The organism is Bradyrhizobium sp. Pha-3, from assembly GCF_042258325.1.
Lineage (GTDB): Bacteria > Pseudomonadota > Alphaproteobacteria > Rhizobiales > Xanthobacteraceae > Bradyrhizobium > Bradyrhizobium elkanii.
This window is the reverse complement of record NZ_CP170151.1, coordinates 3019440-3044852: the sequence shown is the minus strand read 5'-3', so window position 1 is coordinate 3044852 and position 25413 is coordinate 3019440. Positions and strand designations below refer to the sequence as shown.

Sequence of the window (25413 nt, the reverse complement as noted above, 5' to 3'; positions counted from 1 at the left end):
GGTTCTTGCAGCGACGTGGAAGGCTTCAGTCTGTCACCGCCTGCTATTCGGCCGGCTGCGCCGAGCCATAGGCTTCCGAGATCATGTAGCCTGACAGCGTGCCGTAGGCCGCGGTCCATGCGGCGGCGACGTCAGGCGTCCAGGCTTCGCCGAGCCCCTTCTCCAGCGTCCACAACAACGCGCCGCCGACCACCGGATAATGCTCGGGCTTGGCGCCATAGCCGACATGCCGCTTGGCCAGCGCACTCGCGGCCGGCAGGATCGTATCAAGATTGCTCAGCCCATTGACGACGACGGCAAGCGTCGACATCAATTTCTTGCGCTGCTCCTTCATGTCGGCCGGAAACATCGCCTGCACGGCGGGCGCGACTTCGAACAAGCGATCGTAGAAAATGACCGCGGCCTGCTCCGAGATCGGCGCGACCTTGCCGAAGCTGTCCTGAACCAGCTTGATTTGGGCCGGATTCATCTCGACTCTCCCTGGTTCTGGAATGACCTGCAAAATGCGAGCATTGGTAGCCGCATCCGGCGTTTCGGTTCAAAGCGGAAAAGCGCTTGCCGTCGACGTGATCATCACGCCGCCTCGACGAAGCTGTGGCGCTCATAGAGGAATTCGAGCACGCGTTGCCGGCACCTCAGGTAGCCTTGGTTGGTCGCAAGCTCGAGCCGCTTGCGCGGGCGCGCCAACGACACCTCGAGCACCTCGCCGATCCGCGCGCTCGGGCCGTTGGTCATCATGACGATGCGGTCCGACAGCAGCACCGCCTCGTCGACGTCGTGGGTGATCATCAGGATGGTGTTGCCGAGCTTCTGGTGCAGCGCCATCACCGAATCCTGCAGATGCGCCCGGGTCAGCGCGTCGAGTGCGCCGAACGGCTCGTCGAGCAGCAGCACCTTCGGCTCCATCGCGAGCGCACGCGCGATGCCGACGCGCTGCTTCATGCCGCCCGAGATCTCGCTCGGCCGCTTGTCCTTTGCATGCGCCATTTGCACCAGGCTGAGATTGTGCATTACCCAGGCGTCGCGCTCGGCCCTGCTCTTGGTCCTTGCAAACACCTTGTCGACGCCGAGCTTGACGTTCTCGTAGACGGTGAGCCACGGCAGCAGGCTGTGGTTCTGGAACACCACGGCCCGATCCGGTCCCGGCGAATTGACCTCGCGGTTCTCCAGCAGCACGCCGCCATTGGTGGCGCCGGTGAGGCCGGCGACGATGTTGAGCAGGGTCGACTTGCCGCAGCCGGAGTGACCGATGATCGAGACGTATTCGCCCTTCTCGATCGTCAGGTTGATGTCCTTCAGAACCTCCGTTGTGGCGTTGCCGCGGGTGAAGGTCTTGTCGATGTGATCGAGCTTCAGATAGGCCTGCATGACTTTCTCCTCAGTTCGCCGCCGTGCCGCGGGTCACGATCTTGCCCAGCCCCGCGATCAGGCGGTCGAGCACGAAGCCGATGATGCCGACATAGAACAGCGCCAGGATGATTTCGCTGATATGCGAGGAATTCCACGCATCCCAGATGAAGAAGCCGATGCCGACGCCGCCGATCAGCATTTCCGCGGCGACGATCGCGAGCCAGGACAGGCCGATGCCGATGCGCAGGCCGGTGAACATGTAGGGCGCGGCCGCCGGGATCATGATCTTGGTGAAGAACTCCAGCGGATTGAGCTGCACGACGGCCGCGACGTTGCGGTAGTCCTGCGGGATGTTGCGGATGCCGACCGCGGTGTTGATGATGATCGGCCACACTGAGGTGATGAAGATCACGAAGATCGCCGAGGGCTGGCCGTCGCGGAATGCGGCCAGCGACAGCGGCAGCCAGGCGAGCGGCGGGATCGTGCGCAGCACCTGGAACAGCGGATCGAGCCCGCGCATCGCCCAGACCGATTGTCCGACCAGCGTGCCTAGCGCGATGCCCGCGATCGCGGCCAGCGAATAGCCGTAGGCGACGCGCTGCAGGCTGGCGGAGAGATGCCAGAACAGGCCCTTGTCGATGCCGCCATTGTCGAAGAAAGGATCGAGGATCAGCTCCTTGGTGTCCTTGAACACCTTTGACGGCGGCGGCAGGCTGGAGCCGGCGCGCCGGCAGATCAGCTCCCACACCACCAGCAGCAGCGCGACCACGATCAGCGGCGGCACCACGCGCGCAGCGGTCTCCTTCGCCATCCTGGCGTAGGCCTCGGCGCGCGGCGCGCGCTTCGGCATCATGGTCACGACCGGCGCCGCGGCAGCGGCCGGCGGGATCGCGACCGCCGACACTTCGGTCTTCATGGCAGGCATCGACATTGAACGAAAATCTCCGTGGTCAAAGGGAGAGCCGCGCTGCACGCGCGGCTCGCTCAAATCAGACGTCAACACGCTTGATGGACAACGACTTCAAATAGGCGGCGGGGTCGGCAGGATCGAACATCTTGCCGTCGAAGAAGGTTTCCTTGCCGCGCGAGGTCGAGGCCGGAATGTCCGACACGCCAAGCTCCTTGGCGGCCTCCTTCCAGAGATCCTCGCGATTCACCTTGGCGATCAGCGCCTTGGTGTCGAAGCCTGCCTCGTACTTGCCCCAGCGGATGTCCTCGGTGAGGAACCAGAGGTCGTGGCTCTGATACGGATAGGAGGCGTTGTCGCTCCAGAACCGCATCTGCTGCGGCGAATTCTCGACCACGCGGCCGGTGCCGTAGTCGAACTTGCCCTTCATGCGGTCGGTGATGTCCTCGACCGGACAGTTGATCCACTGCCGCTTGGCGCAGATCGCCGCGGTCTCCTCGCGGTTCTCCGCCTTCTCGCACCACTGCTGGGCTTCCATCACCGCCATCAGCAGCGCCTTCGCGGCCTTCGGATTCTTGTCGACCCAGGCAGCGCGCAGGCCGAACGATTTCTCCGGATGCTTGTCCCAGAGCTCGCCGGTCGTGATCGCGGTATAGCCGATGTCCTGATGGATCAGCTGCAGATTCCACGGCTCGCAGACGCAGAAGCAATCCATCGTGCCGACCTTCATGTTGGCCACCATCTGCGGCGGCGGCACCACGATGGTCTCGATATCCTTGTCGGGATCGATGCCGCCGGCGGCGAGCCAGTAGCGGATCCAGAGATCGTGCGTGCCGCCGGGGAAGGTCATCGCTGCCTTCACCGCCTTGCCGGAAGCCTTCTTCTTCTCCAGCGCCGCCTTGAACGGCGCGGTGTCGATGCCGACCTTGAGATCGGCATATTCCTTGGCGACCGAGATGCACTGGCCGTTCAGGTTGAGCCGCGCCATGATGTACATCGGCGTCGGCTGATTGTTCTGCGTCACCTTGCCGGCCGAGATCAGATACGGCATCGGGGTCAGGATATGCGCGCCGTCGATTCCGTTGCCCTCGGAGCCGAGCACGAGATTGTCGCGCGTGGTGCCCCACGAGGCCTGCTTCTGCACCTCGACATCGGGCATGCCGTATTTGGCGAAGATGCCCTTCTCCTTGGCGACGAACAGCGGCGAGGCATCGGTCAGCGCAATGAAGCCGAGCTTGGCGCCCTTCACTTCCGGACCCGCGCCCTGCGCGAATGCACCAGCGGGAAAGTTCAGCTTGGCCGCGGCAAGCAGAGCGGCGGCGCCGCTGGTTGCCTTCAGAAGCTGACGGCGGCTGAGGCCGCCGCCAGAAGGCTGGTTGGTGGGCTTGGTCATCGGTCGTCCTTTGCTGCGTCGTTGCGTTGCGGTGTTGCGTCAGTGCGTCGAGCGCCGTCCTTCGGGTGGCGACGCGCGCAGGGCGCAAAAAGGCGTGCACCGGGAAGCCCCGGTCTGGCGGCGTCAGAAATCCGATGGGGTAGCCTCGAGGGACGGCTTCAATGGCGTCGGCTAATGATTATTCAAGCCTTGTGCCAACCTACCGCAGTGCGAAAACGGATTTCGCTGCAAAGCCTTGCGCAACATGTCGCAGCGCGCGTGGATTTTCCGCGCGCTGCCAAAACTTGCGATTCGCCCAATCCTTGTGCGGCGCACAAGAATTGAGCAGAAGTGTTCAGAAACGGATCAGGCGTCTTCGCTGACCTTGGTGCCGAGCGGCGCGGGCGCCATTCCGCCACCGGGCTTCACGTGGAATTCGTAGGTCATCAGGCTCCACGGCCCATCCGAGCGCTGGCCATCGGGCATCACAGGATCGGTGCGCCGCTCGACCTTGGCGATCAATTCATCCTTCACGCCGAACACGACGTCGGAGTCGATGTATTTGTCGCCCTCGACGAAGACATGCGTGATCAGCGGCTCGTAGCCCTTGGCGTTGACCAGGAAGTGCACATGCGCCGGCCGCATCGGGTGACGGTTGGTCTGCGTGATCATCTGCCCGACCGGCCCGTCGGTCGGGATCGGATAGCTGCACGGCACGATGGTGCGGAAGAAGAAGCGGCCGTCGGCATCGGTGATGAAGCGCGCCCGCGACGACGGACCTTCGGTGGCGTAGCTCGGCTTCTGCGAGTCGTAGAATCCGTCGTCATCCGCGTGCCAGATATCGACCGGCACATTGGCCAACGGCTTGCCGTCGAGGTCGGTGACGCGGCTCTGCACGAACATGCGCTCGCCGGGCAGGCTTGCCGAGATGTCGGTGCCGTGCGGGGTCACCTTGTGCTCGCCGACATAGAACGGGCCGAGCACGGTGGTCTCGGTCGCGCCGTCGCGATCGCGATGGTTGACCGCATCGACCAGCATCGACACGCCGAGCACGTCGGACAGCAGGATGAACTCCTGGCGGATGTCGGTGCACTTCTGCCCGGTGCGGGTCAGGAAGCCGATCGCGTGGTCCCATTCCTCGAAGGTGAGATCGGTCCTGCGCACATAATCGTGCAGCGACTTCACCAATTCCTGCAGCAGGAACTTGGCCCGCGGATCGGGTGTCTGGTCGAAGCTGCGGATGACGGCGGCGGTGAGCTCGGTTTCGTTGAACTGGGTCATCTCGGCGTTTCCCTTGACGTGTTCCTTGGCCCCCTCGGGGGCGCGATTGCAGGGGCGACCGTACACCACTCGTTCAATGCCGGTAAGCCGCAGCGGATTGGTGCAGCAGACACTTTTCGGCTATCAAGGCTGCCTTGCAAGCCGGAGAAACGCCTGATGCTAGCCCCCACGCCTGCCTCGCCCGAATCCGCGGGAATGTCGACCGCTGCCCTCAACCGCCTCGAAGCGCATCTGAAGAGCCGCTACATCGATGCCGGCCGTTTTCCCGGCACGCAGGTCCTGATCTATCGCCGTGGCAAGATCGTGCATTCCACGGTGCAGGGCTTTGCCGATCTCGAGCGCAAGGTGCCGGTCAAGGACGACACCATCTTCCGCATCTATTCGATGACCAAGCCGATCACGTCGGTCGCCTTCATGATGCTGGTCGAGGAAGGCAAGGTCGCGCTCGACGAGCCGGTCGCGAAGTACATTCCGGAATGGAAGAATCTCGGCGTGTTCGTCGCCGGCACCGCGCCCGCCTTCCTGACCCGCCCACCGACGCGGCCGATCCAGATCGTCGACCTCTTGCGCCACACCTCGGGCCTCACTTACGGCCTCCAGCAGCGCTCCAATGTCGACGCGGCCTATCGCGAGAAGAAGATTGGCGAGGTCATCAAGGCCGGCACGCTCGACGGCATGATCGAGGACCTGGCAAAGATCCCGCTGGAGTTCTCGCCGGGCGAAGCCTGGAACTACTCGGTCTCGACCGACGTGCTCGGCTATCTCGTCGGCAATATCTCGGGTGTGCCGTTCGAGAAATTCCTGAAGGAGCGCATCTTCAAGCCGCTCGGCATGAACGACACGGATTTCTTCGTGCCGGCCGACAAGGCGCATCGGTTTGCCGCCTGCTATTCTGCCGATCCGCAGGGCGGCTTCAACCCGCTCGCCGCCGAGCGCAAGGGCACACTGACGCTGCAGGACGATCCGACCACCAGCTCGTTCCTGGCGCCGCCTTCGCTGATCTCGGGCGGCGGCGGACTGTGCTCGACCGCGGCCGACTACCTGACCTTCTGCCGGGCGCTGCTCAATGGCGGCGAGCTCGGCGGCGTCAGGCTGCTCGGCCCGAAGACGCTGAAGCTGATGACCTCGAACCATCTGCCCGGCGGCGTCGACCTGCCGGCGATGTCGCGCTCGATGTTCGCCGAAGCCGCCTATAACGGCATCGGCTTCGGCCTCGGGTTCGCCGTCACCATGCACCCGGCGCAGACGCTGATCGCCGGCAGTCCGGGCGAATTCAACTGGGGCGGCGCCGCGACGACGTCGTTCTTCATCGACCCGGCCGAGGAATTGATCACGATCTTCATGACCCAGGTGCTGCCGTCGAGCGCGTATCCGCTGCGGCGCGAGCTGCGCACCATGGTCTACGCCGCGATCACCGAGAGCAATCTCTGACATGACGTCATTCCGCGGCGCATACTCCTCGTTCGAGCATGATCCTTTCGGAAAACCGCTTCACACTTTTCCGGATCATGCTTTGGGCGCCGCGGAACTTTTCCGATAACCAACTGTTTCCTTTGGCGGACTTTTCCCGCTTCCCCTAAGCTCACAGCCAATGGGCACCGACCTGGGGACATCGTGCCGAAACTGACATTGCCAGTCCGTCTCGCGCTTCTGGTCGCGGGAACGATGTTGCCGCTGATCATTTTCGCGGTCGGGATCGTCTTCCACAATTATCAGCGAGATCGCCAGACGGCCACGCAACGGGTGCTGGAGACGGCGCGCAGCATCCGCCTGCTGCTCGATGCGGAGATGCAGCGCATGACCGGCGGGCTGCAGGTGCTGGCGCTGACCAACTCGCTGCGCAACAGCGACTTCGACAACTTCCGCCGCGTCGCGGTCGGCTTCATCGACCAGTACGGCAAGGACGGCGTGGTGCTGGTGGCGGACCGCGCCGGACGCCAGGTGTTCTCCTCGCTGACGCCGGACACCGCGAGCCTGCCGCCTCGCAACAATCTCGAGATCCTCGAGAAGGTGTTCACGACGCGGCAGCCGCAATACTCCAACCTGTTCTTCGGCGCGGTGAAGCAGCGGCTGATCATCACAGTCGAGGTGCCGGTGATGCGCGACGGCGAGGTGCTTTACGACATCTCCTTCAGCCCGCCGATCGAGGTATTCCAGGCCATCATCGAGAAGCAGCGCCTCAACCAGGACTGGACCATCTCGATCTTCGACAGCGACGGCGTCAACCTGGCGCGGGTGCCAAATCCGCAGGCGACCATCGGCCAGCGCGCCTCGCCATCGCTGTTTGCCGAGATGTTCCGCCAGAGCGAGGCGACGCTGCCGACCGTCTCGCTGGAAGGTGTGGCGCTGATCACGGGTTTCACCCGATCGCGCCTCACCGGCTGGACCGTTGCCGCGGGGATCGCCGAGAACTCGCTGGTGGCGCCGCTATGGCGCTCGCTGGCGATCACCAGCGTGATCGGTGGCGTCCTGCTGCTGGTCGGGCTCGGCTTTGCGGTGCGGATGGCGACCACGATCGCGCGGGGCGAGATGCTGCACGATCTGCTGATCGAAGAGCTCAACCACCGCGTCAAGAACACACTGGCGATCCTGCAATCGATCGCCACGCAGACCTTCCGCAGCGCAAGCCGCACCGAGCGCGACAAGTTCGAGGGGCGGCTCGGCGCGCTGGCGGAGGCGCATAATCTGCTCTCGACCGACAAATGGCAGAGCTCCGACTTCCAGGACGTGGTCAGCCGCGTGCTGCGGCCCTATCTCTTGAACACCTCCGAGCGGGTCAGGATGTTCGGACCCCGCGTGCCGCTGTCGCCCCGGCTTGCTCTGGTGCTGTCGATGATCCTGCACGAGATGGCGACCAACGCCGCCAAATATGGCGCGCTGTCCAACGACACTGGCACGGTGACGCTGGACTGGGAGATCCTCAACGAGAGCCCCGGACCGAAGCTGCGGATGGTCTGGACGGAGGCCGGCGGCCCACAGGTCACCGCGCCGGTCCAGCGCGGCTTCGGCTCCCGCCTGATCGAGCGCAGCGCCCGCGACCAGCTCGGCGGCGAGGCCACCGTGGATTTCCTGCCCCATGGCGTCGTCTACACCGTGACCAGCACCCTCGAAATCGACGGCTGACCGGGCAGGAGTGGCCGATCCTGCGACATCTTGGCACGCAAGTTGCTAAGATTGGCGGGTTCGGCCGGCCAGAACCAGGGGGAAGTCATGTCGACCATCGCAGCGGAAGCGACAGTTACGCGCAAGCCGCTTTACACATCACTGTTCGTGCAGGTGCTTGTCGCGCTGCTGCTCGGCATCGTCATCGGCATGGCCGCACCCGATTTCGCGATCGGGCTGAAGATCTTCAGCGATGCCTTCCTGAAGCTGATCTCGATGATCGTGGCGCCGATCGTGTTCTGCGTCGTCGTGCACGGCATTGCGGGTGCCGGCGACCTCAAGAAGGTCGGCCGGGTCGGCGTCAAGGCGCTGGTCTATTTCGAAGCGATGACGACGGTCGCGCTCGTGGTCGGCCTGCTGCTCGCCTATCTGTTCGGCCCCGGCCATGGCATGAACATCGACACCTCGACGCTGGATGCCAAGGCGCTGGGCAACTATGCCAGCAATGCACAGAAGCTGAAGGGCGAAGGCATCGGCAGCTTCCTGCTCAACATCATCCCGACCACCTCGTTCGACGCGCTGTCGCGCAACGACGTGCTGCAGGTGTTGTTTTTCGCCATCATCTTCGGCGTCAGCCTGGCGCTGGTCGGCGGCGAGAAGGGCGAGAAGATCTCCTCCTTCATCGACGCGGTCTCGACCGTGCTGTTCCGCGCCATGGGCCTGATCGTGCGCTTCGCGCCGATCGGCGTGCTCGGCGCCGTCGCCTATACGGTCGGCAAATACGGCGTCGGTTCGCTGAAGCAGCTGCTATCGCTGGTCGCGCTGTTCTACGTGTCGGTCGCGATCTTCGTGCTCGGCGTGCTCGGCGCCGTGATGGCGCTCGCCGGCATCAACATCCTCAAGTTCCTCGGCTACCTGCGCGAGGAGTTGATGATCGTGGTCGCCACGGCATCGTCCGACGCGGTGCTGCCGCAGGTGATGCGCAAGCTGGAGCGTTTCGGCGTCAAGGATTCGGTGGTCGGCCTCGTGATCCCGACCGGCTATTCCTTCAACCTCGATGCCTTCTCGATCTACCTGACGCTTGCGGTCGTCTTCATCGCGCAGGCGACCAACACGCCGCTGTCGTTCGGCGACCTGACGCTGGTGCTCGGCGTGTCGCTGATCACCTCGAAGGGTGCGCACGGCGTGCCCGGCTCGGCGATCGTCATCCTGGCGGCGACGCTCAACGCCGTGCCGAGCATCCCCGCGATCGGCCTCGTGCTGGTGCTCTCGGTCGACTGGTTCATCGGCATGGCGCGCGCCGTCGGCAATTTGATCGGCAACTGCGTCGCCACCGTCGTGGTCGCGGCATGGGAAGGTGACCTCGACCGCGACAAGGCCCGTCGCGTGCTCGAAGGCGCCGAGGCGGTTGACGTGACTGCGGGCTGAGCCGCGCGTCCCAAAGCGAGCAGCGTCCCGCGCGTGGCGCGGGGCGCTGGCTTACTTGACCAGCCTCAAATACGGCGGCAGTTGCCGGGTCGTCGATTGTTCCTGCACCGGCTCGTCCGACGCGATCATGTCACAGAGGGCTTTCAGCTCGGAATCCGTCACCTTGTGGAGCTCCATCCGAAGCTCGAGGATGGCAAGGGACAACAGCCGCGCCGTCTCCGTGTTCGCCCGGTCGGTCAGGAACGCCTGACATTCCTCCAGCGTTGCGAGCAGCGCCAGCAACCGTTCTTCCGTGTTTGCGACCGGCATTTCTTCAACTCCCGAAGCCGCGAGGTAGAGTCGAGGCCTTCCCCTCTTTCGCTTCATTGGCCCCTCCCGCCAGAGTTCGCCGGCTTGTCGTAGGCACACATTTGTTCCAGATGATTGAGAACTTTTGGGCAATTGTCCAGCAACATTCCGAAAGCCTGACTTGGACTTACGTCAAACTCTTGCAAATCGGATGATTCAGTCAAGCACTCGCCGGCCACTTCTCGACCTCAGGCTGCACTAGCTGGGGTTGCATCCACGCAACGACGCCCGTACAATATGGTGGCCCGTAGAACTACGGGCGCTGTGCGTTGACGCCTATTATGCATGCGCGCAAAATCTGTGTCGATCAAACTCGCGCTAGTTGTGGTTTGGTCAATATTTTGCCAAATGTAGAGGGCGGGGTGTCGACAGACACCTTGGCGCGGTCGACTTCAGGTAGTCGACCGAGTTGGCACTAAGGTGTTTCCAATGCGCTTTTGCGGTTGGATACCATCCCGCGATCTTCCTGGATTTCGTGGTTCCGACGAACTGGCGATCCACTCGAGCTTAACGCGGTACATCATGAACGTGTCCCTGACCCAGCCGGGCCAGGGATTCTCGATTTGAAGGACGGGTCACAAGAATGAACAGATCAGCAGCAAAGAAGATGAAGCAGCGCAGTGCCGGCAAGCCGGACATTGAGTTGGGCAAGCGGATTCGCCTGCGCCGTGTCGAGCAAAAGATCTCGCAGGCCGAACTCGGCGACAAGCTTGGCGTCAGCTTCCAGCAGGTTCAAAAGTACGAGAAGGGCGTCAACCGTGTCGGCGCTGCCCGCCTTCAGCAGATCGCGACGGCGCTGGATGTGCCGGTCACCTTCTTCTACGACGGCGACAACAAGGCCCGCGAAGTCGAGAGCCTGCTGTTCCTCGACAGCGCGTTCAGCCTCCGGTTGCTGCGCGCCTACAGCAAGATCAAGGATCAGACGGTGCAGCGTCAGCTGGTGTCGCTGATGGAATCGATCGCCGCCAACGAAGACTGAGCGCGGATCGGGTCGCGGCGCCGCGAACGCGATCCCACCACACCGCAACGGCCGGTCGCCGGCCGCTGCGGCCGCACATGCCGGTCGGGCCGAGAAGATGTCGAAGCGCTGCCATTGCCGATGGCAGCGCTTTTTCTTGAGGCGCTTCTGTCTTTCAAGATTTTGTGATCCAGGCATATAGCTTCAGTCCCCCACGCCGGATGCGTGGTCATGAAGCGGCGACGAGCATCGCGTCATTGATCTCATCGCTCCACGTGAGCATGCGCGCAGATCGCCGCGCATGCGCGCCGCGCTTTTCCAACTCGCGCTCCGACTAGCCATCTCGCGCAGCGCAGGCGCGCGCAATGCGTCGCTATTCTGTCGCGCGGCCAATTGTCGCCCGCACATCGGGCGACCTCATAACTCCCGCATTTCCTCAGTTGAACCGGCGCCGCCAGAACCGAGTGCACAAGCCTGTCTTTTTTGTCGCAGCAACGAAGTGGCCCGCATGAACGTTTTCAGGCTTCAACCAAGGAGATCTCGATGAATATCAAGCTTGCCGTTATTGGACTCGCCGCGCTTGGAAGCGCAGCGTTGATGTCCGGCGCGGCATCCGCGATGCCCAACGGGCTTCCGCAAGCCAGTCACATCGCGGGCGAAACGTCCAATGTCGACAAGGTGCGCCAGGTCTGCGATCGCTGGGGCCGCTGCTATTGGCGACCGGGCGCATACGGCTACTACGGACCGCGCCATCACGGATGGCATCATCGTCCGCACTTCCACCATCGTCCGCATCATTATGGGCACCGCCCTCATCACGGCGGACATCATGGCGGCCATCACGGCGGTGGACATCACGGCGGACACCATCGCTAATCATCCGCGAGGGGGCTTCGGCCCCCTCACCCTTCCGCGCTAGAGCGCTGCCAGCACCGCCTTCGCGACATCGGTCGTGCCGTTGCTGCCGCCGAACTCAAACGGCTTGATGCCGTCGGCGTAGACCTTGTCGACGGCGCGCTCGATCCGCTCTCCGGTTTCGGCGGCGCTTTCGAGTCCATGCTTGTCGGCGAGCCAGTCCAGCATCATCGCGGCCGACAGGATCATCGCGGTCGGATTGGCCTTGCCCTGCCCCATGATGTCGGGCGCCGTGCCATGACACGGCTGAAACACCGCGTAGCGGTCGCCGATGTCGGCTGACGGCGCCATGCCCATGCCGCCGATCAGACCGGCGGTGAGATCGGACAGGATGTCGCCGAACATGTTCTCGGTCACCATGACGTCGAAGTCCCACGGGCGCTTCACCAGCGCAGCCGCGGTCGCATCGATGTAGAGGTGGTCAGCCCTGACGTCGGGATGACGCTTCGCAGTCTCGTCGAAGATGTTCCGGAAGAATGCGAACGCCTTGAACACGTTCGCCTTGTCGACGCAGGTCAGCCCGCCATTAACCTTGCCGCGCGCCTTGCGGCGTTCGGCGAGCCGGAACGAAAACTCGAACAGCCGCTCGGAGGTGTGGCGCGTGATCACCATCGTCTCGCGCGCCTCGCTGTCGGTGACGACGCCCTTGCCCATCGAGGCGAACAGGCCTTCGGTCGATTCCCGGATCACGACGAGGTCGATGCCCTTCCGGTCGGCGCCGACGATCGTGCTCGATACACCGGGGATCAATCGCGCGGGCCGCACCCCGGCATAGAGATCGAAGATCATCCGCAACTCGATCTGCGGCGCGATCTCGGTGTTGTCGGGATAGCGCACCGACGGCAGGCCGCAGGCTCCGAGCAGGATCGCGTCGGCCTCCTCGCACAGCCGGATCGTGCTCTCCGGCATCGACTTGCCGGTTTCCCTGTAATGGCCCGCGCCGGCCGGCGCCTCGGTGAAGCGGAATTTGAGACCGGCCGACGCCTCGATCTTGCGCAGCACGTCGAGCGCCGGCGCCATCACCTCGGGGCCAATGCCGTCGCCACCGAGGACGGCGATGTGGAGTGCGTCGTTGGCGGACATGGGATTCTCCGGAACACAACAGTCATCCCGGGGCGATGCGGAGCATCGAACCCGGAATCTCGAGATTCCGGGTCTGGTGCTGACGCACCATTCCGGAATGACGGTGAGTTGATCTACGGCGTCAGCACCGCGCGGCCGACCAGCTGGCCCTTCTGCAGATTGGTCAGCGCCTCGTTCGCCTGTGCCAGCGGCATCGGCGTAACCGGGATCGCCGGAATCTTCTTGGTCCGCACCAGGTCGAGCAGCTCCTGGGTCTCGCGCAGATTGCCGACATAGCTGCCCTGGATGGTGACCGCCTTGATCGGGATCAGCGGCAGCGCCCAGGGCGCACCACCGCCGAACAGGCCGACGATCACGAGCTTGCCGCCCTTGGTCAGGCAGTCGAAGCCGAGCTGCGAGGTCTGGGCGTTGCCGACCAGATCGATCGCTGCACGGATCGGCTGGCCGGCCTTCTTGACGAGCTGTTCCAGCGCGTCGGGCGCCTTGCCGTCGACGGTCGCGAGCGCGCCGGCGGCTTCGGCCGCCTCGCGCTTCCTGGCGTCGATATCGACCACGATCGCGCCCTTGCCGCCCATCGCCTTCAGCAGCGAGAGCGCCATCAGGCCGAGACCGCCGGCGCCGAAGATCACGATCGGCGTGTCGAGATCCTTCTCGACCTTCTTCAGCGCGCTGTAGGTCGTGACGCCGGAGCAGGCGTAAGGCGCGGCCGTGACGGGATCGAGCCCCTTGAGGTTCAGCAGATACTTCGGATGCGGCACCGTCATGTGGTCGGCGTAGCCGCCGTCGCAATAGACGCCGAGCGCATTCGGCTTGATCGCGCACATGTTCTCGTCACCGCCGAGACAGGTCGGGCACTTGCCGCAGCCGAGCCAGGGATAGGCCAGCGCGACATCGCCGACCTTGAGGCCGCCCTTGTCGGCGTCCTTGACGTCGGGCCCGAAGGCAACGATCTCGCCGACCGTCTCATGGCCCATCGTGCGCGGCAGCGAGACGCCGCGATCCTTCAGCGACAGCGGCTTGCGGCCGTGGCCGAGATCATAGCCGCCCTCCCAGATGTGCAGATCGCTGTGGCAGACGCCGGCGGCCTTGACCTTGATCAGCACCTGCGTGCCCGACGGCTGCGGCGTCGGCTGATCGACCTCCTTCAAGGGGGCGTTGAAATCGACGACCTGGAAACTCTTCATCGCTGTTCTCCCGTAGCTTGTTCTTGCGGCGGACCTTGCCACGCCTGCCCGTCCGGGACAAACGCGGTGTCGGCCTCCGGATATTTAGATCAGGGGATGATGGCAAGCCGCGAACTGGCCCGGCGCGACCACGCGCAGTTCCGGCACCTCGCTGGCGCAGCGCGCACCGGCCCGCGGGCAGCGGGTCCGGAAGCGGCAGCCGGAGGGCGGCGCAATCGGCGACGGCGGCTCGCCGACCGGCACGCTTTGGGTCGGCCGGACATCCGGATCCGGCACCGGGATCGCCTCGATCAGCAGCGCGGTATAGGGATGTGCCGGCCGTGCAAACAGCTGCTCCGACGGGCCAACCTCGCAGAGCCGGCCGAGATACATCACCGCGACGCGATCTGAGACCGCCTTCACCACGGCAAGGTCATGGGCGATGAACAGCAGGGTCAGGCCGTAGCGCGCCTTCATCTCCTCCAGCAGATTGAGGATCTGGGCACGAATTGAAACGTCGAGCGCGGACACCGGCTCGTCGCAGATCACGAATTCCGGATTGAGCACCAGCGAGCGGGCGATGCAGATGCGCTGGCATTGTCCGCCGGAGAATTCATGCGGCAGTCGTCCGCTCACCAACGCCGGATCGAGGCCGACCGCCGACAGCACGTCGCTGACCCGCCGCCGGCGTTCCTCGGGATCCTTGACGCCCGCGATCACCAGCGGCTCGGCGACGATATCGCCGATCCGCCGCCGCGGATTGAGCGAGGCAATCGGGTCCTGGAAGATCAGCTGCACGCGCCGGCGCATCTTGCGCAGCGCCTCGCCCTTCAGGGCGGTGAGATCGTGCCCGTCGAACAGCACCTTGCCGGAGACCGCCTGGCGCAATTGCAGCACGGCGCGGCCGAGCGTGGACTTGCCACAGCCGGACTCGCCAACCAGCCCGAGCGTCTCGCCGCGCGCGATCTCGAGGCTGACGTCGGAGACGGCATGGATGGTCTTGCCTCCCACCGAATATTCGACGACGAGGTTTTCCACCTTCATCAGCGGATCGGGTGCGGCCTGCAGCATCATGCGCCGACCCCCGCGGTGATCGGATGGAAGCAGGCGTAGAGATGTTCCGGCGTTTCCGCCCGGCTGAGCTGCGGCTTCTCCGTGCCGCAGCGCTCCGCGGAATAGCGGCAGCGCGGCGAGAACGAGCAGCCCCTAAGCGGCCGGGTCGGGTCGGGCGGCCGTCCTGAAATCGCGGGCAGCGGCGTATGCGGCGCGACGTCGAGCCTCGGCAAGGCGGCGAGCAGCGCCTCGGTGTAGGGCATCCGCATCTGCTTGAACAATGCCGGCGTCGGCGCGCGTTCGACGACGCGCCCGGCATACATCACAGCGACCTCGTCGGTGCGGCCGGCGACCACCCCGAGGTCATGCGTGATGATGATCATCGCCATGTGACGGCGCTGCTGCTCGCGCGCCAAGAGATCGAGGATCTGGGCCTGGATCGTGACGTCGAGCGCGGTGGTCGGCTCGTCCGCGATCAGGAGCTGCGGCTCGCAGGACAGCGCCACCGCGATCGCGACGCGCTGGCGCATGCCGCCGGAGAGCTGGTGCGGATATTGCGCCAGGCGCTGCTCGGGCGCGGGAATGCCGACCGCCGCCAACAGTTCGATGCTGCGCTGCCTGGCCTGGGCCACGTCGAGCTCGAGATGTTCCACAATGGTCTCGATCAGCTGGGTGCCGATGGTCAGCACCGGATTGAGCGAGGTCATCGGGTCCTGGAACACGACCGCGAGCGAGCGGCCGCGCAGCTTGCGCAATTTCTCCGCCGGCAGTTTCGTCAGATCCTGCCCGTCGAACATCACGCGGCCGGACAGTTTCGCCTTCTTGGGCAGCAGCTGCAGGATCGCGCGCGACAGCATGGTCTTGCCGCACCCGGACTCGCCGACGATGCCGAGCGTCCTGCCGGCGCCGACGGCAAGATCGACATGATCGACCGCCCGCAGATTGCCGCGCGGCGTCGGCAGGTCGACCACCGCATTCTCGACCGAGAGCAGCGTCCGGCTCATAGCGCCCCCTGCCTGGGATCGGTCAGCGCGCGCATCGTATCGCCGATCAGGTTGAACGAAAGCACGGTCAGGAACATCGCGATCGCCGGAATGAAGGCGAGCCGCGGCGCCACCTCGAGGCTCTCACGGCCCTCCCCGATCATGCTGCCCCAGCTCGAGATCGGCGGCGGCACGCCGAGGCCGAGGAACGACAGCGACCCCTCGACCACGATGGTGACGGCGACGCCGAGCAGGAAGAAGGCGAGCAGCGGCAGCATCACATTGGGCAGCAGCTCGCGCAGCAGGATGCGCGCATGCGTGGCGCCGAGCGCCTGCGCCGCGATGACGAATTCGCGCCGCGCCAGCGACAAGGTCGCCGCCCGCGCTACCCGCATGAAGGCGGGAATGCCAAGCACGCCGAGGATGCAGGTCAGATTGAAGATCGACTGGCCGAGATAGGCGGTGACCGCAAGCGCCAGGATCAGCGGCGGGAACGCCAGCAGCACGTCCATGCTGCCGACCACGAAGGATTCGAACCGGCCGCGGAAATAGCCCGCGAGCATGCCGAGCGCGCCGCCGATCGTGACACCGATCATCGGTGCGCAGAGGCCGACGATCAGCGAGATGCGCGCGCCATAGATCAACCGCGACAGCTCGTCACGGCCGAGACCGTCGGTGCCGAGCCAATGTTCGGCCGAAATCGGCGCCCGCCGCTCCAGCATGTCCATGTCGGTCGGGCTTGGCAGCGGCAGCAGGTCGGCAAAGATCGCGACCGCGAACACCAGCGCCATCCAGCCGATCGCAATCCAGAACAGCATGCCGAGCCCGCGGCGGCGCCGGGCCGGCGTCGTACTGGCCTCTTCCTCGAGGCTGAGCTCAAGCGTGGCCATGGCGGATCCTCGGATCGAGAAGGGCGTAGAGCATGTCGACGACGAAGTTCATGATCACGAAGCCCGCGGCAACCAGCAGCACCACGCCCTGCAGAATGATCAGATCGCGAGTATAGATCGCGCCGACCAGGAGGCGGCCGATCCCCGGCAAGGCGAAGATCGACTCGACGATGACGGCGCCGCCGATCAGGCGGCCGATATTGATGCCGGTGATGGTGACGAGCGTCAGCGACGACGGCTTCAGCGCGTGCACGAACAGGATGCGCGACGGCTTGAGGCCCTTCGCCTTGGCGAGCGCGATATAGTCCTCCTGCAGCGCTGCGATCATGTCGGAGCGCAGCACGCGCATGATGCCCGGCCATTCCGCAAGCCCGAGGGTCAGCGCCGGCAGCACCATGAAGCGCAGATTGGCGACCGGGTCCTCGGTGAACGGCACATAGCCGGTCGCCGGCAGCAGGCGCAGCTCGACCGCAAACAGATAGATCAAGAGGATCGCGGACAGGAAGGTCGGCACCGACAGCATGCCGAACGCCGAGCCGGTCATGAAGCGGTCGAACGCGCTGCCGGCCTTGGCCGCGCAGGCGATCGCGAGCGGCACGCCGATCGCAAGCCCGATCAGCTCGGCCAGGATCATCAGCTCGAACGAGACCGGGATGCGTTCGCTGACGGCCTGCAACACGGTCTGCCCGGTGCGGAAGGACCGTCCGAAATCACCCTGCAGGATGTGCCACAGCCAGCCGAGATAGCGCAGCCAGATCGGCTGATCGAGCCCCATGTCGTGACGCAGGGCCGCGACGTTCTCGGGCGTCGCCTGGTCGCCGAGGATCACGTAGGCCAGATCGCCGGGCAACAGCGAGGCGATCACGAAGGTCAGAACCGAGACCGCGATCAGCACCGGTACCAGGTACAGGAGCCTGCGCGCGACGAAGAACAGCATGAAAGGCTATTCCTTCCAGGCGTAGGAGACGTCGAGCACCCCGTTGAACATCTTCGGCACGCCCTTCACCTTCGCGCTCGAGATGGCGTAGTAGGTGTTCTGGAAGGTCCAGAACCAGATTGCTTCCTTGTTGATCAGGCGGCTGATCGCGCAATAGTCCTCGGTACGCTGGGCAACGTCGGCGGTGGTTCGCGCATGCTCCAGCAGCCGGTCCAGTTCCGGATTGGAGTAGTTCGCCAGCGCCACCGGGCTGCCGGTGTGGAAATTGGCGTACATCTGCGGATCCGGATCGGCGAGATCGACGATGCGCCAGGGCGTGAGCTGGAACTGGCGCATGAAGGCGCGCGGCGGAATGGTCGCCTGATCGACCTGCTCGATCTCCATATTGGCGCCGATGCGCTTCCAGAATTGCTGCAACACCTGACCGCCGGTGCGGCCGCGCGGCGTCGCCGTGACCAGCATCTTGAATTCGACCGGCTTGCCGTAATCCTTGATCAACGCCTTCGCCTTTTCGACATCGTAGGGCAACGCGCCGTCATCCTTGCACTTCACCCAGGACCCGTCGCCATAGGGATTGCTGGCCGGTCGCGCCAGGCCATTGGTGATCGCTTGCGACATCTTCGTGCGGTCGAGCGCCATCACCAGCGCCTGGCGCACGCGCACGTCGTCGAACGGCGGGACCTTGGTGTTGAAGGCCGCGACTGCAGCCCCCGAGCCTTGATAGGTATGCACGGTTAGACTGGTGTCCTTGCGCGCCTTGATAATGTTGTCGGCGTCGGCCTCGTCGTCCCAGATGATGTCGGCCTCGCCCGATTGCAGCGAGGCAAAGCGCGACTGCGCATCCGGCAGCGGCTTTAAGATGATGCGATCGAGATAGGGCTTGCCCTTGTCCCAGTAGTCCGGATTCTTCTCCAGCAGCATGCGATCGCCGGCGGTCCAGGATTTCAGAATGTAGGGTCCGGTGCCGACCGGGTTGCGGTTGTAGTCGTCGCCCTTGGTCTTCCATGCGGTCGGCGACTGCATGACGTTGTTGGAGCTCTGGATCGACTGGGTCGCCGGAAAGTTCACCGACGGGTCGCTGAAATTGTAGACCACCGTGAGGTCATCGACCGCCTGCACACTGATGATGCTCGTGATGTAGAAGGCGCAGCGGCACTTGTTGGCCGGGTCCTTCTGGCGGTCGAAGTTCTCCTTCACCGCCTGCGCATTGAACGGCGTGCCGTCGTGGAATTTGACGCCGGGCCGCAGCTTGATGGTCCAGGTCTTGAAGTCGTCGGAATGCGTCCACGACAGCGCGAGCTTCGGCTTCGGTTCGCCCTTGTCGTCGAGCGTCGTCAGCGTGTCGAAGATCGCGGCCGCGGCGGTGTTGGCCGACGTGTCGTAGACGCCGACCTTGAGCGGGTCGAAGCCCGGAACGTCCAGTTCCTGGCCGACGGTGAGCGTGCCCCCCTGCTTCTGCGCATGGGCCGGTGCAGCTGACATCGCCCCACCTAATCCCGCCACAAGAAATATGCGCGCAACTGCGCGCGCGCGCCCGACCAGCTTCATCAATGCTCCCTCCCAGGTGGGCGACGTCCGGTGTTCCGGATCGTCGTCTGTTGGGCGGCAGATTGTCCGGAATCGCCGCGCGCGACAAGACCGTAATACGGATGAAAAGCCGCAGGGCGATCACGATGCGATCTCATGAGCTCGCATCGTGATCTGATCTACTTGTTTGAGCATGATCTTTCGGAAAACCGGTACGCACTTTGCGCGAACGCGGCCCTCCGGGTCCGGATCATGCTCTAACTACGCACCCGTCTCCGCCGGTCGCGCTGCGAAGCCTGCGATCTGATCCTCGGAGAGCCCGATCTCCTTCAGATAGGACAGTGTGTGCTCGCCGAGCGTCGACATCCGCTTGCGCGCACCGACCGTCGCGCCGGACATGCGGAACGGCAGATTGAGCACCTTGAAGCTGCCGCCGCCGTCCGCAACCTCGGCCAGCGCGCCGCGATGGGCGATTTGCGGATCGGCAAGCGCCTCGCGCACGGTGCGATAGGCCGACGACGGCACGCCATACTCGTTGAGCGCGGCAAGGCAGGCCTGCGTGCTGACCGAGCGCGACCACGCCTCGACGCCCTCCATCAGGCCCGCCCAGTTGTCCCGCCGATCGGAATATTTGGCGAAGCGCGGATCGGACACCCAATCGGGACGGCCGATCACCTGCATCAGGTTCTGGAACGTCTTCTCGCTGGCGATCGCCACCATCACGTAGCCGTCGGTGGTTTCGATCGGGCCGAACATCGGGCGCTGGGTTTGCTTCACCTCGAATTGCGACCATTGCAACTCGTTCAGGGTCAGGCTCAGCATCGATTCCAGCATCGAGACGTCGATGTGCTGGCCCTTGCCGCTGGCGGCGCGCTGGTAGAGCGCCGACGAGATCGCACCGAAGGCGTAAACGCCGGTCAGCACATCGGCGTGATAGATGCCGCAATAGTCCGGCCGGCTGCGTCCCGGCTGATAGGCGAGATGCGCCATCTCGTAACCCGAGGCGGCATGAATCACCGGCGCATAGGCCGGCAATTCCGCCGACGGGCCGGTCTGGCCGTAGCCGGAGATCGAGCAAAAGATCAGCTTCGGATTGATGTCGCGGACCGAGGCATAGTCGAGCTTCAGCCGCCGCATCACGCCGGGACGGAAATTCTCCACCAGCACGTCGGCGGTGGCGATCAGCCGGCGCACGGCTTCGACGCCGGCCGGCGACTTCAGGTCGAGCACCAGGCTGTTCTTGCCGATATTGAGCTGACCGAACGCAGTCGAGCAATTGTTGCGCACCGGCGGCCGCGTCCGCATCGTCTCGCCCTCAGTGGGCTCGATCTTGATCACCTCCGCGCCCATGTCGGCGAGCATCCGCGTGCAATGAGGTCCGGCGATCGTGGTCGAAAAATCGAGCACGCGAAGGCCGTCGAAGCTCCGTGTCAAATTCCCCTCATCGTCAGCGGCTATGGTCGTCGGCAAGGCTTCCTCCACCTTCGTCATTGGTTGTTCGGCGTCGCGTGACCCTAAAGTGAGCCGCCCTGGCAGGAAAGCGTCTCGTCCAGACCGGGAGCGCGGGCGGTCTTGCATTTTACTCAAAGGCAGATTGGACCCGATCTTGCATAGCCATGTCACGGGCTGGAACGAGGGCGCTTGTTGAAGGTCTTATTCGTCACGACGGAGATGGACGATTTCGTCCGCGTGGGCGGGCTCGCCGCCGTTTCCGCTGCCCTTCCGCGGGCGCTCCGCCCGTGGAGCGACGTCAGGATCATGCTTCCCGGCTACCGGGATGTGGTCGAACAGTTCACGCATATTGAAATCGTTGGGCAATGCCGAGCGCTCGCCGAGATGCCGGCCTGCACGCTCGGGCGTGCGTCGACCAGGGACGGACTTCCGGTCTACGTGCTGCTGTGCCCGCAACTCTACGAGAGGCCGGGCAATCCCTATGGCGATGAGTCCGGCCGCGACTGGCCCGACAACGACATCCGCTTCGGCCGTTTTGCCTCGGCCGCTGCCGAACTTGCAGCCGGAATGCTGGACAAGGATTGGGCAGCGGACCTCGTACACGCCAACGATTGGCAGGCCGCGCTCACACCGGCCTACCTCGCCTGGCGCAACGCGCGGATTCCTTCGATCCTGACCATCCACAATCTCGCCTATCAGGGCCTGTTTCCGAAGGACTCGCTGCGGCGGATCGGCGCACCGGAAAGCTCGTTCCACATCGACGGGCTGGAGTTCTACGACAAGCTCTCCTTCCTCAAGGGCGGCCTCGTCTACGCCTCGCATCTGACCACGGTCAGCGCGACCTATGCCAGGGAGATCACGACCGCGGAGCTCGGCTGCGGCCTGGAAGGCCTGCTCCGCGTGCGCTCCGACGCCGACCAGCTGACCGGCATCCTGAACGGCATCGACGAGAGCTGGGATCCGCGCCATTGCGCGCAGCTCGCACAGCCGTTCGGCTCCGGCGACTGGAAGGGCAAGCAGGCCAACGCCGACTATGTCCGCCGTCAGTTCGGGCTTGCGGTCTCGCGCGGGCCGATCTTTGGCCTCGTCGCACGCCTCGTGCATCAGAAGGGCGTCGACCTCGTGCTATCCGCCGCCGACGAGATCATCAGGGACGGCGGACAGATCGTCGTCACCGGCAGCGGCGAGCCCGCCATCGAGGATGCACTGGTGGCCGCGCATCGCCGCCGGCCCGATGCGATCGGCGTCATCATCGGCTTCAACGACGCGCAGGCGCGCCGGATCTTCGCCGGCAGCGATTTCACTTTGATGCCGTCGCGCTTCGAGCCCTGCGGCCTCAGCCAGATGTATGCGCAGCGCTTCGGCTCGCTGCCGATCGGACACCAGACCGGCGGGCTTGCGGAAACCATCGCCGACGGCGAGACCGGCTTCCTGTTTGCGCAGCCGTCGGCGGAATCCTTCCTCGGCGGCGTCAGGCGCGCCTTCGACGCCTACCGCGCCAAGGACCGGCTCAACGCCATGCGCTCCAGCGCGATGGCCAAGTCCTACAGCTGGGACCTGTCGGCCGCCTGCTATGGTGCGCTGTACAAAAGGCTGATCATGCCGCGCGTGATGGCGTAGGCGGCTCGCCTCGCGGGCTTGTGAAGCCCGGCGGCTCTGGGATCCCACCGGCCCGGTAACAATCGGGTCATTGCACCGAACCTTTCAGGCGATCACGTCGCCACACGGCTGGACGACGACGCATGCGTGAAATTGCGAATGATGACTTTTGGCCAAACGCGATTGCGATGGAGGAACATCATGGACGTCAACGAAGAGCGCCTCAATTCATTCATGGGAAAGATGATCGGCGATGTCGGTGCGGCGATGAACGCCTCGCTGATGCTGCTGGGCGACAAGCTGGGGCTGTACAGGGCTCTCGCGCAGGGCGGGCCGATGAATGCCGCGACCCTGGCCAAGGCGACGGGAACGGCCGAGCGCTACATCCAGGAGTGGCTGTCAGCGCAGGCGGCCTCCGGCTACATCGAGTACGACAAGGCAACCGGAAAGTTCTCGATGCTGCCCGAGCAGGCGCTCGCGCTGGCCGACGAGGACAGCCCGGTCTTCCTCGGCGCCGTCGGAAGCCTTGTCGGCGCGACCTTTCTCGATGAGCCAAAGATTACCGACGCCTTCAAGACCGGCAAGGGCGTCGGCTGGAACAGGCGCAGCGAGTGCCTGTTCTGCGGCACCGCCCGCTTCTTCCGCACCAGCTACAAGCATTATCTGGTCCAGGAATGGCTGCCGGCGCTCGAGGGCGTCGTCGACAAGCTGAAGAAAGGCGCTATCGTCGCGGACGTCGGCTGCGGGCACGGCGTCTCGACGCGATTGATGGCGGAGGCGTTCCCGAAATCAACGTTCTACGGCTTCGACTATCACGAGGGCTCGATCGAGGCGGCGCGGAAGTCCGCGCGGGAGGCGGGACTGTCGGACCGCGTTCATTTCGAAACGCATTCCGCCAAGACATTCCCGGCCAAGGGCTATGACCTGGTGTGCTTCTTCGACTGCCTGCACGACATGGGTGATCCGGTCGGCGCCCTCAAGCACACCCGCTCCACCCTCGCCGACGACGGCACCTGCATGCTGATCGAGCCGTTCGCCAACGACCGGCTGGAGGACAACCTCAATCCGATCGGGCGCGTCTACTACGCGGCGTCGACGATGATCTGCACACCGGCGTCGCTGGACCAGGAGGTCGGGCTCGCGCTCGGCGCGCAGGCCGGAGAGGCAAGACTGCGCGAGGTGGCGCGCCAAGGCGGCTTCTCGCGGTTCCGCCGCGCAGCGGAAACGCCGTTCAACCTGATCCTGGAAGCTCGCCCGTAAGGCAGTCCATAGCGCAGTGCGTTTCGACGGCGGCATCACGCCGCCGTCGGAGGCTCACCGTGATGGGCGGCCTGCCCCTGGCAGCGCCCACTACCAGTCCTGTTGCGACTGCCAGTAGTATTGGCCGCCGCGCCGGCGCGGGTTGGCGGCTTGAGGATTGCCATAAATCTGCGGGCTACCGAACTGGGGAGCGCCGTATTGGGAGCTACCATAATTGGTCGGCGCCTGGGGATTCCAGCTGCGCTGATAGAAGAAGCCGAAACCGTCCTCGTCCCTGCTCGCGATCATGTCGTCGGTCATCATGGGCCGGGTCGGCTTGCGCGTGATGAAACCGCCCTGAGGCTGGTTGCTCAGCACGGCGACGAACTCGGTGCGATAGTTGGTCTCGGCGCTCAGCGGCTCGTCCGAGATGATGATCGAAGAGCGCGCAACGGCAGTCGGCGCGATGCGATCCAGCACATCCTGCGGGATGGTGATGCGGTCGAGCGCGTCCTTGGCGTTGTCTCCGTCGTCGATCGTCACCTGCGTCCAGCGCAGGCCGCCCGCGTCGTTGCGCGCCATCGCCGTGTAGATATGCGTGCCGATCGGTTTGTCCGGATCGCGGATCGTGACGGGAACCTCGATGCTTGAATCGAACACCTCGCCGCCGTCAGCCCATGGCTTGTGGGTGTTGCGCCGAACGTAGAGCTTCTGCGTCGCGCGGCTGATGTAGACGGACACCGGCTCCAGCGCGAGCTTGGCCTCGGTCGCCGCCTTCTGGGTATCGGCCTTCTTGGTCTCGGCCGCCTTGGCGGCGTCCTTGGCGGCGGCTGCGGCGTCGAGCTTCGGCTTGGCGTCACCCTGGGCGGCCTCGAACTGCGTGGTCGCTTCCGCGGCCTTAGCCACTGCCTTCTGCTTCAGATCCTCGGCGCGCGCCTTGGCCTGATCGGTCTTGGCCGCGGCGAGCGTCTTGTCGGCCAACGCAACCGCCGCGTCGGCACGGGTCTTGATCTGTTGCAATTTTCGCAGCGACGCCGGCGTGAACAGTGCAGCTTCCTTGGACGCGGCTACCGAAGCCTTCTTCGCCTCGTCGGCCGCCTTGGCGGCATCCGCGGCCTCGCGGCTGAGCTTTTCGGCGCGCGCCGGCGCGGCCGCCATGGCTTGCGCGTTCGGCACGAACAGCGCCGGATGCGTGAAATCGACCGGGGCCGGGTCGTTCGGCGCGATGATCACCCGCATCCCGATCCGGGTCTTGTCGAACAGCTTCTCGGCAAAATCGTAGGGCATCCGCACGCAGCCATGCGAAGCCGCATATCCCGGCAGCGGTCCGCCATGCAGCGCGATGCCGTTCCAGGTGATGCGCTGCATGTTGGGCATCCAGGCATCGTCATAGAGGGTCGAGTGGTGGTCCTTGTCCTTCTCGATCAGCGCAAAGACGCCGGCCGGCGTCTCGCGTCCCTTCACGCCGCTCGACACCGGCGCGCGGTAGATCCAGCCCTCGGCGTCGTAGAACGTGACCTTCTGGGCCTTGATCGACACGATCGCCATGATCGGCTCGCCAGCGGTGCGCGGCGCGGTCGCCTCAACGGCTGCCGCCGGACGCTGCTCTTTCGCCGCGACGCCACCGGTCAGTGACGCAACTGTGACCATCGCCGCGAAAGTCACAAAGGCGGGCTGCCCCCAACGCCGCATCGCTCCGGTGGTCTGCGCCGTCGTCGTTCGATTTACCATGCCGTTCCTCGGTCGAAATGCCTGCCCGCGCTGCGTCAATCCCGTACCAGACCGCGATTTTGGATTGATTAATCGCCGCCGCGGTTCAACGCGCG

At 64.7% G+C, this 25413-nt stretch carries 22 protein-coding genes; 7 read left to right on the top strand and 15 right to left on the bottom strand.

Annotated features, from left to right (window positions below; translation table 11 throughout):
* Positions 1-43: 43 nt before the first annotated feature.
* From ACE10X_RS14225 to ACE10X_RS14205, 5 genes are all read right to left on the bottom strand, one after another.
* Positions 44-469 carry a globin family protein gene (locus ACE10X_RS14225; protein WP_038383891.1) on the bottom strand — a complete coding sequence of 142 codons (426 nt, stop codon included), beginning with the start codon at positions 467-469 and terminating at the stop codon, positions 44-46.
* Between the two features lie 104 nt (positions 470-573).
* Positions 574-1368 (bottom strand): ABC transporter ATP-binding protein, encoded by a 795-nt coding sequence (locus tag ACE10X_RS14220; RefSeq protein WP_038383892.1) that lies wholly within the window; start codon positions 1366-1368, stop codon positions 574-576.
* A 10-nt stretch (positions 1369-1378) separates the two neighbouring features.
* Positions 1379-2281: a nitrate ABC transporter permease gene (ntrB, locus tag ACE10X_RS14215; RefSeq protein ID WP_038383893.1), complete on the bottom strand. Its 903-nt coding sequence runs from the start codon at positions 2279-2281 to the stop codon at positions 1379-1381.
* 58 nt (positions 2282-2339) lie between these two features.
* Positions 2340-3650 (bottom strand): CmpA/NrtA family ABC transporter substrate-binding protein, encoded by a 1311-nt coding sequence (locus ACE10X_RS14210; RefSeq protein ID WP_038383894.1) that lies wholly within the window; start codon positions 3648-3650, stop codon positions 2340-2342.
* A 345-nt stretch (positions 3651-3995) separates the two neighbouring features.
* Positions 3996-4910, bottom strand: coding sequence for an intradiol ring-cleavage dioxygenase (locus ACE10X_RS14205; RefSeq protein ID WP_028338860.1), 915 nt, complete (start codon positions 4908-4910; stop codon positions 3996-3998).
* Between the two features lie 156 nt (positions 4911-5066).
* Here ACE10X_RS14205 and ACE10X_RS14200 point away from each other — a divergent pair, with 156 nt between their 5' ends.
* From ACE10X_RS14200 to ACE10X_RS14190, 3 genes are all read left to right on the top strand, one after another.
* A complete protein-coding gene (locus tag ACE10X_RS14200; protein WP_038383895.1) occupies positions 5067-6341 on the top strand; it encodes a serine hydrolase in 1275 nt (424 codons plus the stop codon).
* 183 nt (positions 6342-6524) lie between these two features.
* The gene (locus ACE10X_RS14195) at positions 6525-8033 is read left to right on the top strand and encodes a sensor histidine kinase (RefSeq protein ID WP_080583299.1); all 1509 of its coding nucleotides are present in this window, start codon (positions 6525-6527) and stop codon (positions 8031-8033) included.
* A gap of 87 nt (positions 8034-8120) precedes the next feature.
* Positions 8121-9440, top strand: coding sequence for a dicarboxylate/amino acid:cation symporter (locus tag ACE10X_RS14190; protein WP_375764272.1), 1320 nt, complete (start codon positions 8121-8123; stop codon positions 9438-9440).
* Between the two features lie 51 nt (positions 9441-9491).
* On the opposite strand, the gene ACE10X_RS14185 is transcribed toward ACE10X_RS14190, so the two are convergent.
* Positions 9492-9749 (bottom strand): hypothetical protein, encoded by a 258-nt coding sequence (locus ACE10X_RS14185; protein WP_051002908.1) that lies wholly within the window; start codon positions 9747-9749, stop codon positions 9492-9494.
* A gap of 622 nt (positions 9750-10371) precedes the next feature.
* Here ACE10X_RS14185 and ACE10X_RS14180 point away from each other — a divergent pair.
* Positions 10372-10767 carry a helix-turn-helix domain-containing protein gene (locus ACE10X_RS14180; protein WP_016844123.1) on the top strand — a complete coding sequence of 132 codons (396 nt, stop codon included), beginning with the start codon at positions 10372-10374 and terminating at the stop codon, positions 10765-10767.
* Positions 10768-11289: 522 nt separating this feature from the next.
* Positions 11290-11622, top strand: coding sequence for a hypothetical protein (locus ACE10X_RS14175; RefSeq protein WP_075968771.1), 333 nt, complete (start codon positions 11290-11292; stop codon positions 11620-11622).
* A 39-nt stretch (positions 11623-11661) separates the two neighbouring features.
* Here ACE10X_RS14175 and ACE10X_RS14170 read toward each other — a convergent pair whose 3' ends face one another.
* The 8 genes from ACE10X_RS14170 to ACE10X_RS14135 form a co-directional block, all read right to left on the bottom strand.
* Positions 11662-12744 (bottom strand): isocitrate/isopropylmalate dehydrogenase family protein, encoded by a 1083-nt coding sequence (locus ACE10X_RS14170; protein WP_038383898.1) that lies wholly within the window; start codon positions 12742-12744, stop codon positions 11662-11664.
* 113 nt (positions 12745-12857) lie between these two features.
* Positions 12858-13928 (bottom strand): alcohol dehydrogenase, encoded by a 1071-nt coding sequence (locus ACE10X_RS14165; protein ID WP_038383899.1) that lies wholly within the window; start codon positions 13926-13928, stop codon positions 12858-12860.
* Positions 13929-14012: 84 nt separating this feature from the next.
* Positions 14013-14981, bottom strand: coding sequence for an ABC transporter ATP-binding protein (locus tag ACE10X_RS14160; protein ID WP_304556546.1), 969 nt, complete (start codon positions 14979-14981; stop codon positions 14013-14015).
* The gene (locus tag ACE10X_RS14155) at positions 14978-15964 is read right to left on the bottom strand and encodes an ABC transporter ATP-binding protein (RefSeq protein WP_304556547.1); all 987 of its coding nucleotides are present in this window, start codon (positions 15962-15964) and stop codon (positions 14978-14980) included. Before ACE10X_RS14155 ends, ACE10X_RS14160 begins: the two co-directional genes overlap by 4 nt.
* Complete coding sequence (locus ACE10X_RS14150) at positions 15961-16833, bottom strand: ABC transporter permease (RefSeq protein ID WP_038383906.1); 873 nt, start codon at positions 16831-16833, stop codon at positions 15961-15963. The genes ACE10X_RS14155 and ACE10X_RS14150 overlap by 4 nt, the downstream gene beginning before the upstream one ends.
* Positions 16820-17770, bottom strand: coding sequence for an ABC transporter permease (locus tag ACE10X_RS14145; protein ID WP_028338875.1), 951 nt, complete (start codon positions 17768-17770; stop codon positions 16820-16822). Before ACE10X_RS14145 ends, ACE10X_RS14150 begins: the two co-directional genes overlap by 14 nt.
* A gap of 6 nt (positions 17771-17776) precedes the next feature.
* Positions 17777-19252, bottom strand: a complete 1476-nt coding sequence (locus ACE10X_RS14140) for an ABC transporter substrate-binding protein (RefSeq protein ID WP_244435754.1) — start codon at positions 19250-19252, stop codon at positions 17777-17779.
* Between the two features lie 306 nt (positions 19253-19558).
* A complete protein-coding gene (locus ACE10X_RS14135; protein ID WP_038383908.1) occupies positions 19559-20788 on the bottom strand; it encodes a CaiB/BaiF CoA-transferase family protein in 1230 nt (409 codons plus the stop codon).
* A gap of 153 nt (positions 20789-20941) precedes the next feature.
* Between ACE10X_RS14135 and glgA the strand changes: the two genes are divergently transcribed.
* Both glgA and ACE10X_RS14125 read left to right on the top strand, forming a co-directional pair.
* Positions 20942-22369, top strand: a complete 1428-nt coding sequence (glgA, locus tag ACE10X_RS14130; protein ID WP_038383912.1) for a glycogen synthase GlgA — start codon at positions 20942-20944, stop codon at positions 22367-22369.
* Positions 22370-22549: 180 nt separating this feature from the next.
* A complete protein-coding gene (locus ACE10X_RS14125; RefSeq protein ID WP_038383909.1) occupies positions 22550-23608 on the top strand; it encodes a class I SAM-dependent methyltransferase in 1059 nt (352 codons plus the stop codon).
* Between the two features lie 90 nt (positions 23609-23698).
* On the opposite strand, the gene ACE10X_RS14120 is transcribed toward ACE10X_RS14125, so the two are convergent.
* Positions 23699-25318, bottom strand: a complete 1620-nt coding sequence (locus tag ACE10X_RS14120) for a L,D-transpeptidase (RefSeq protein ID WP_038383910.1) — start codon at positions 25316-25318, stop codon at positions 23699-23701.
* Positions 25319-25413: the final 95 nt, after the last annotated feature.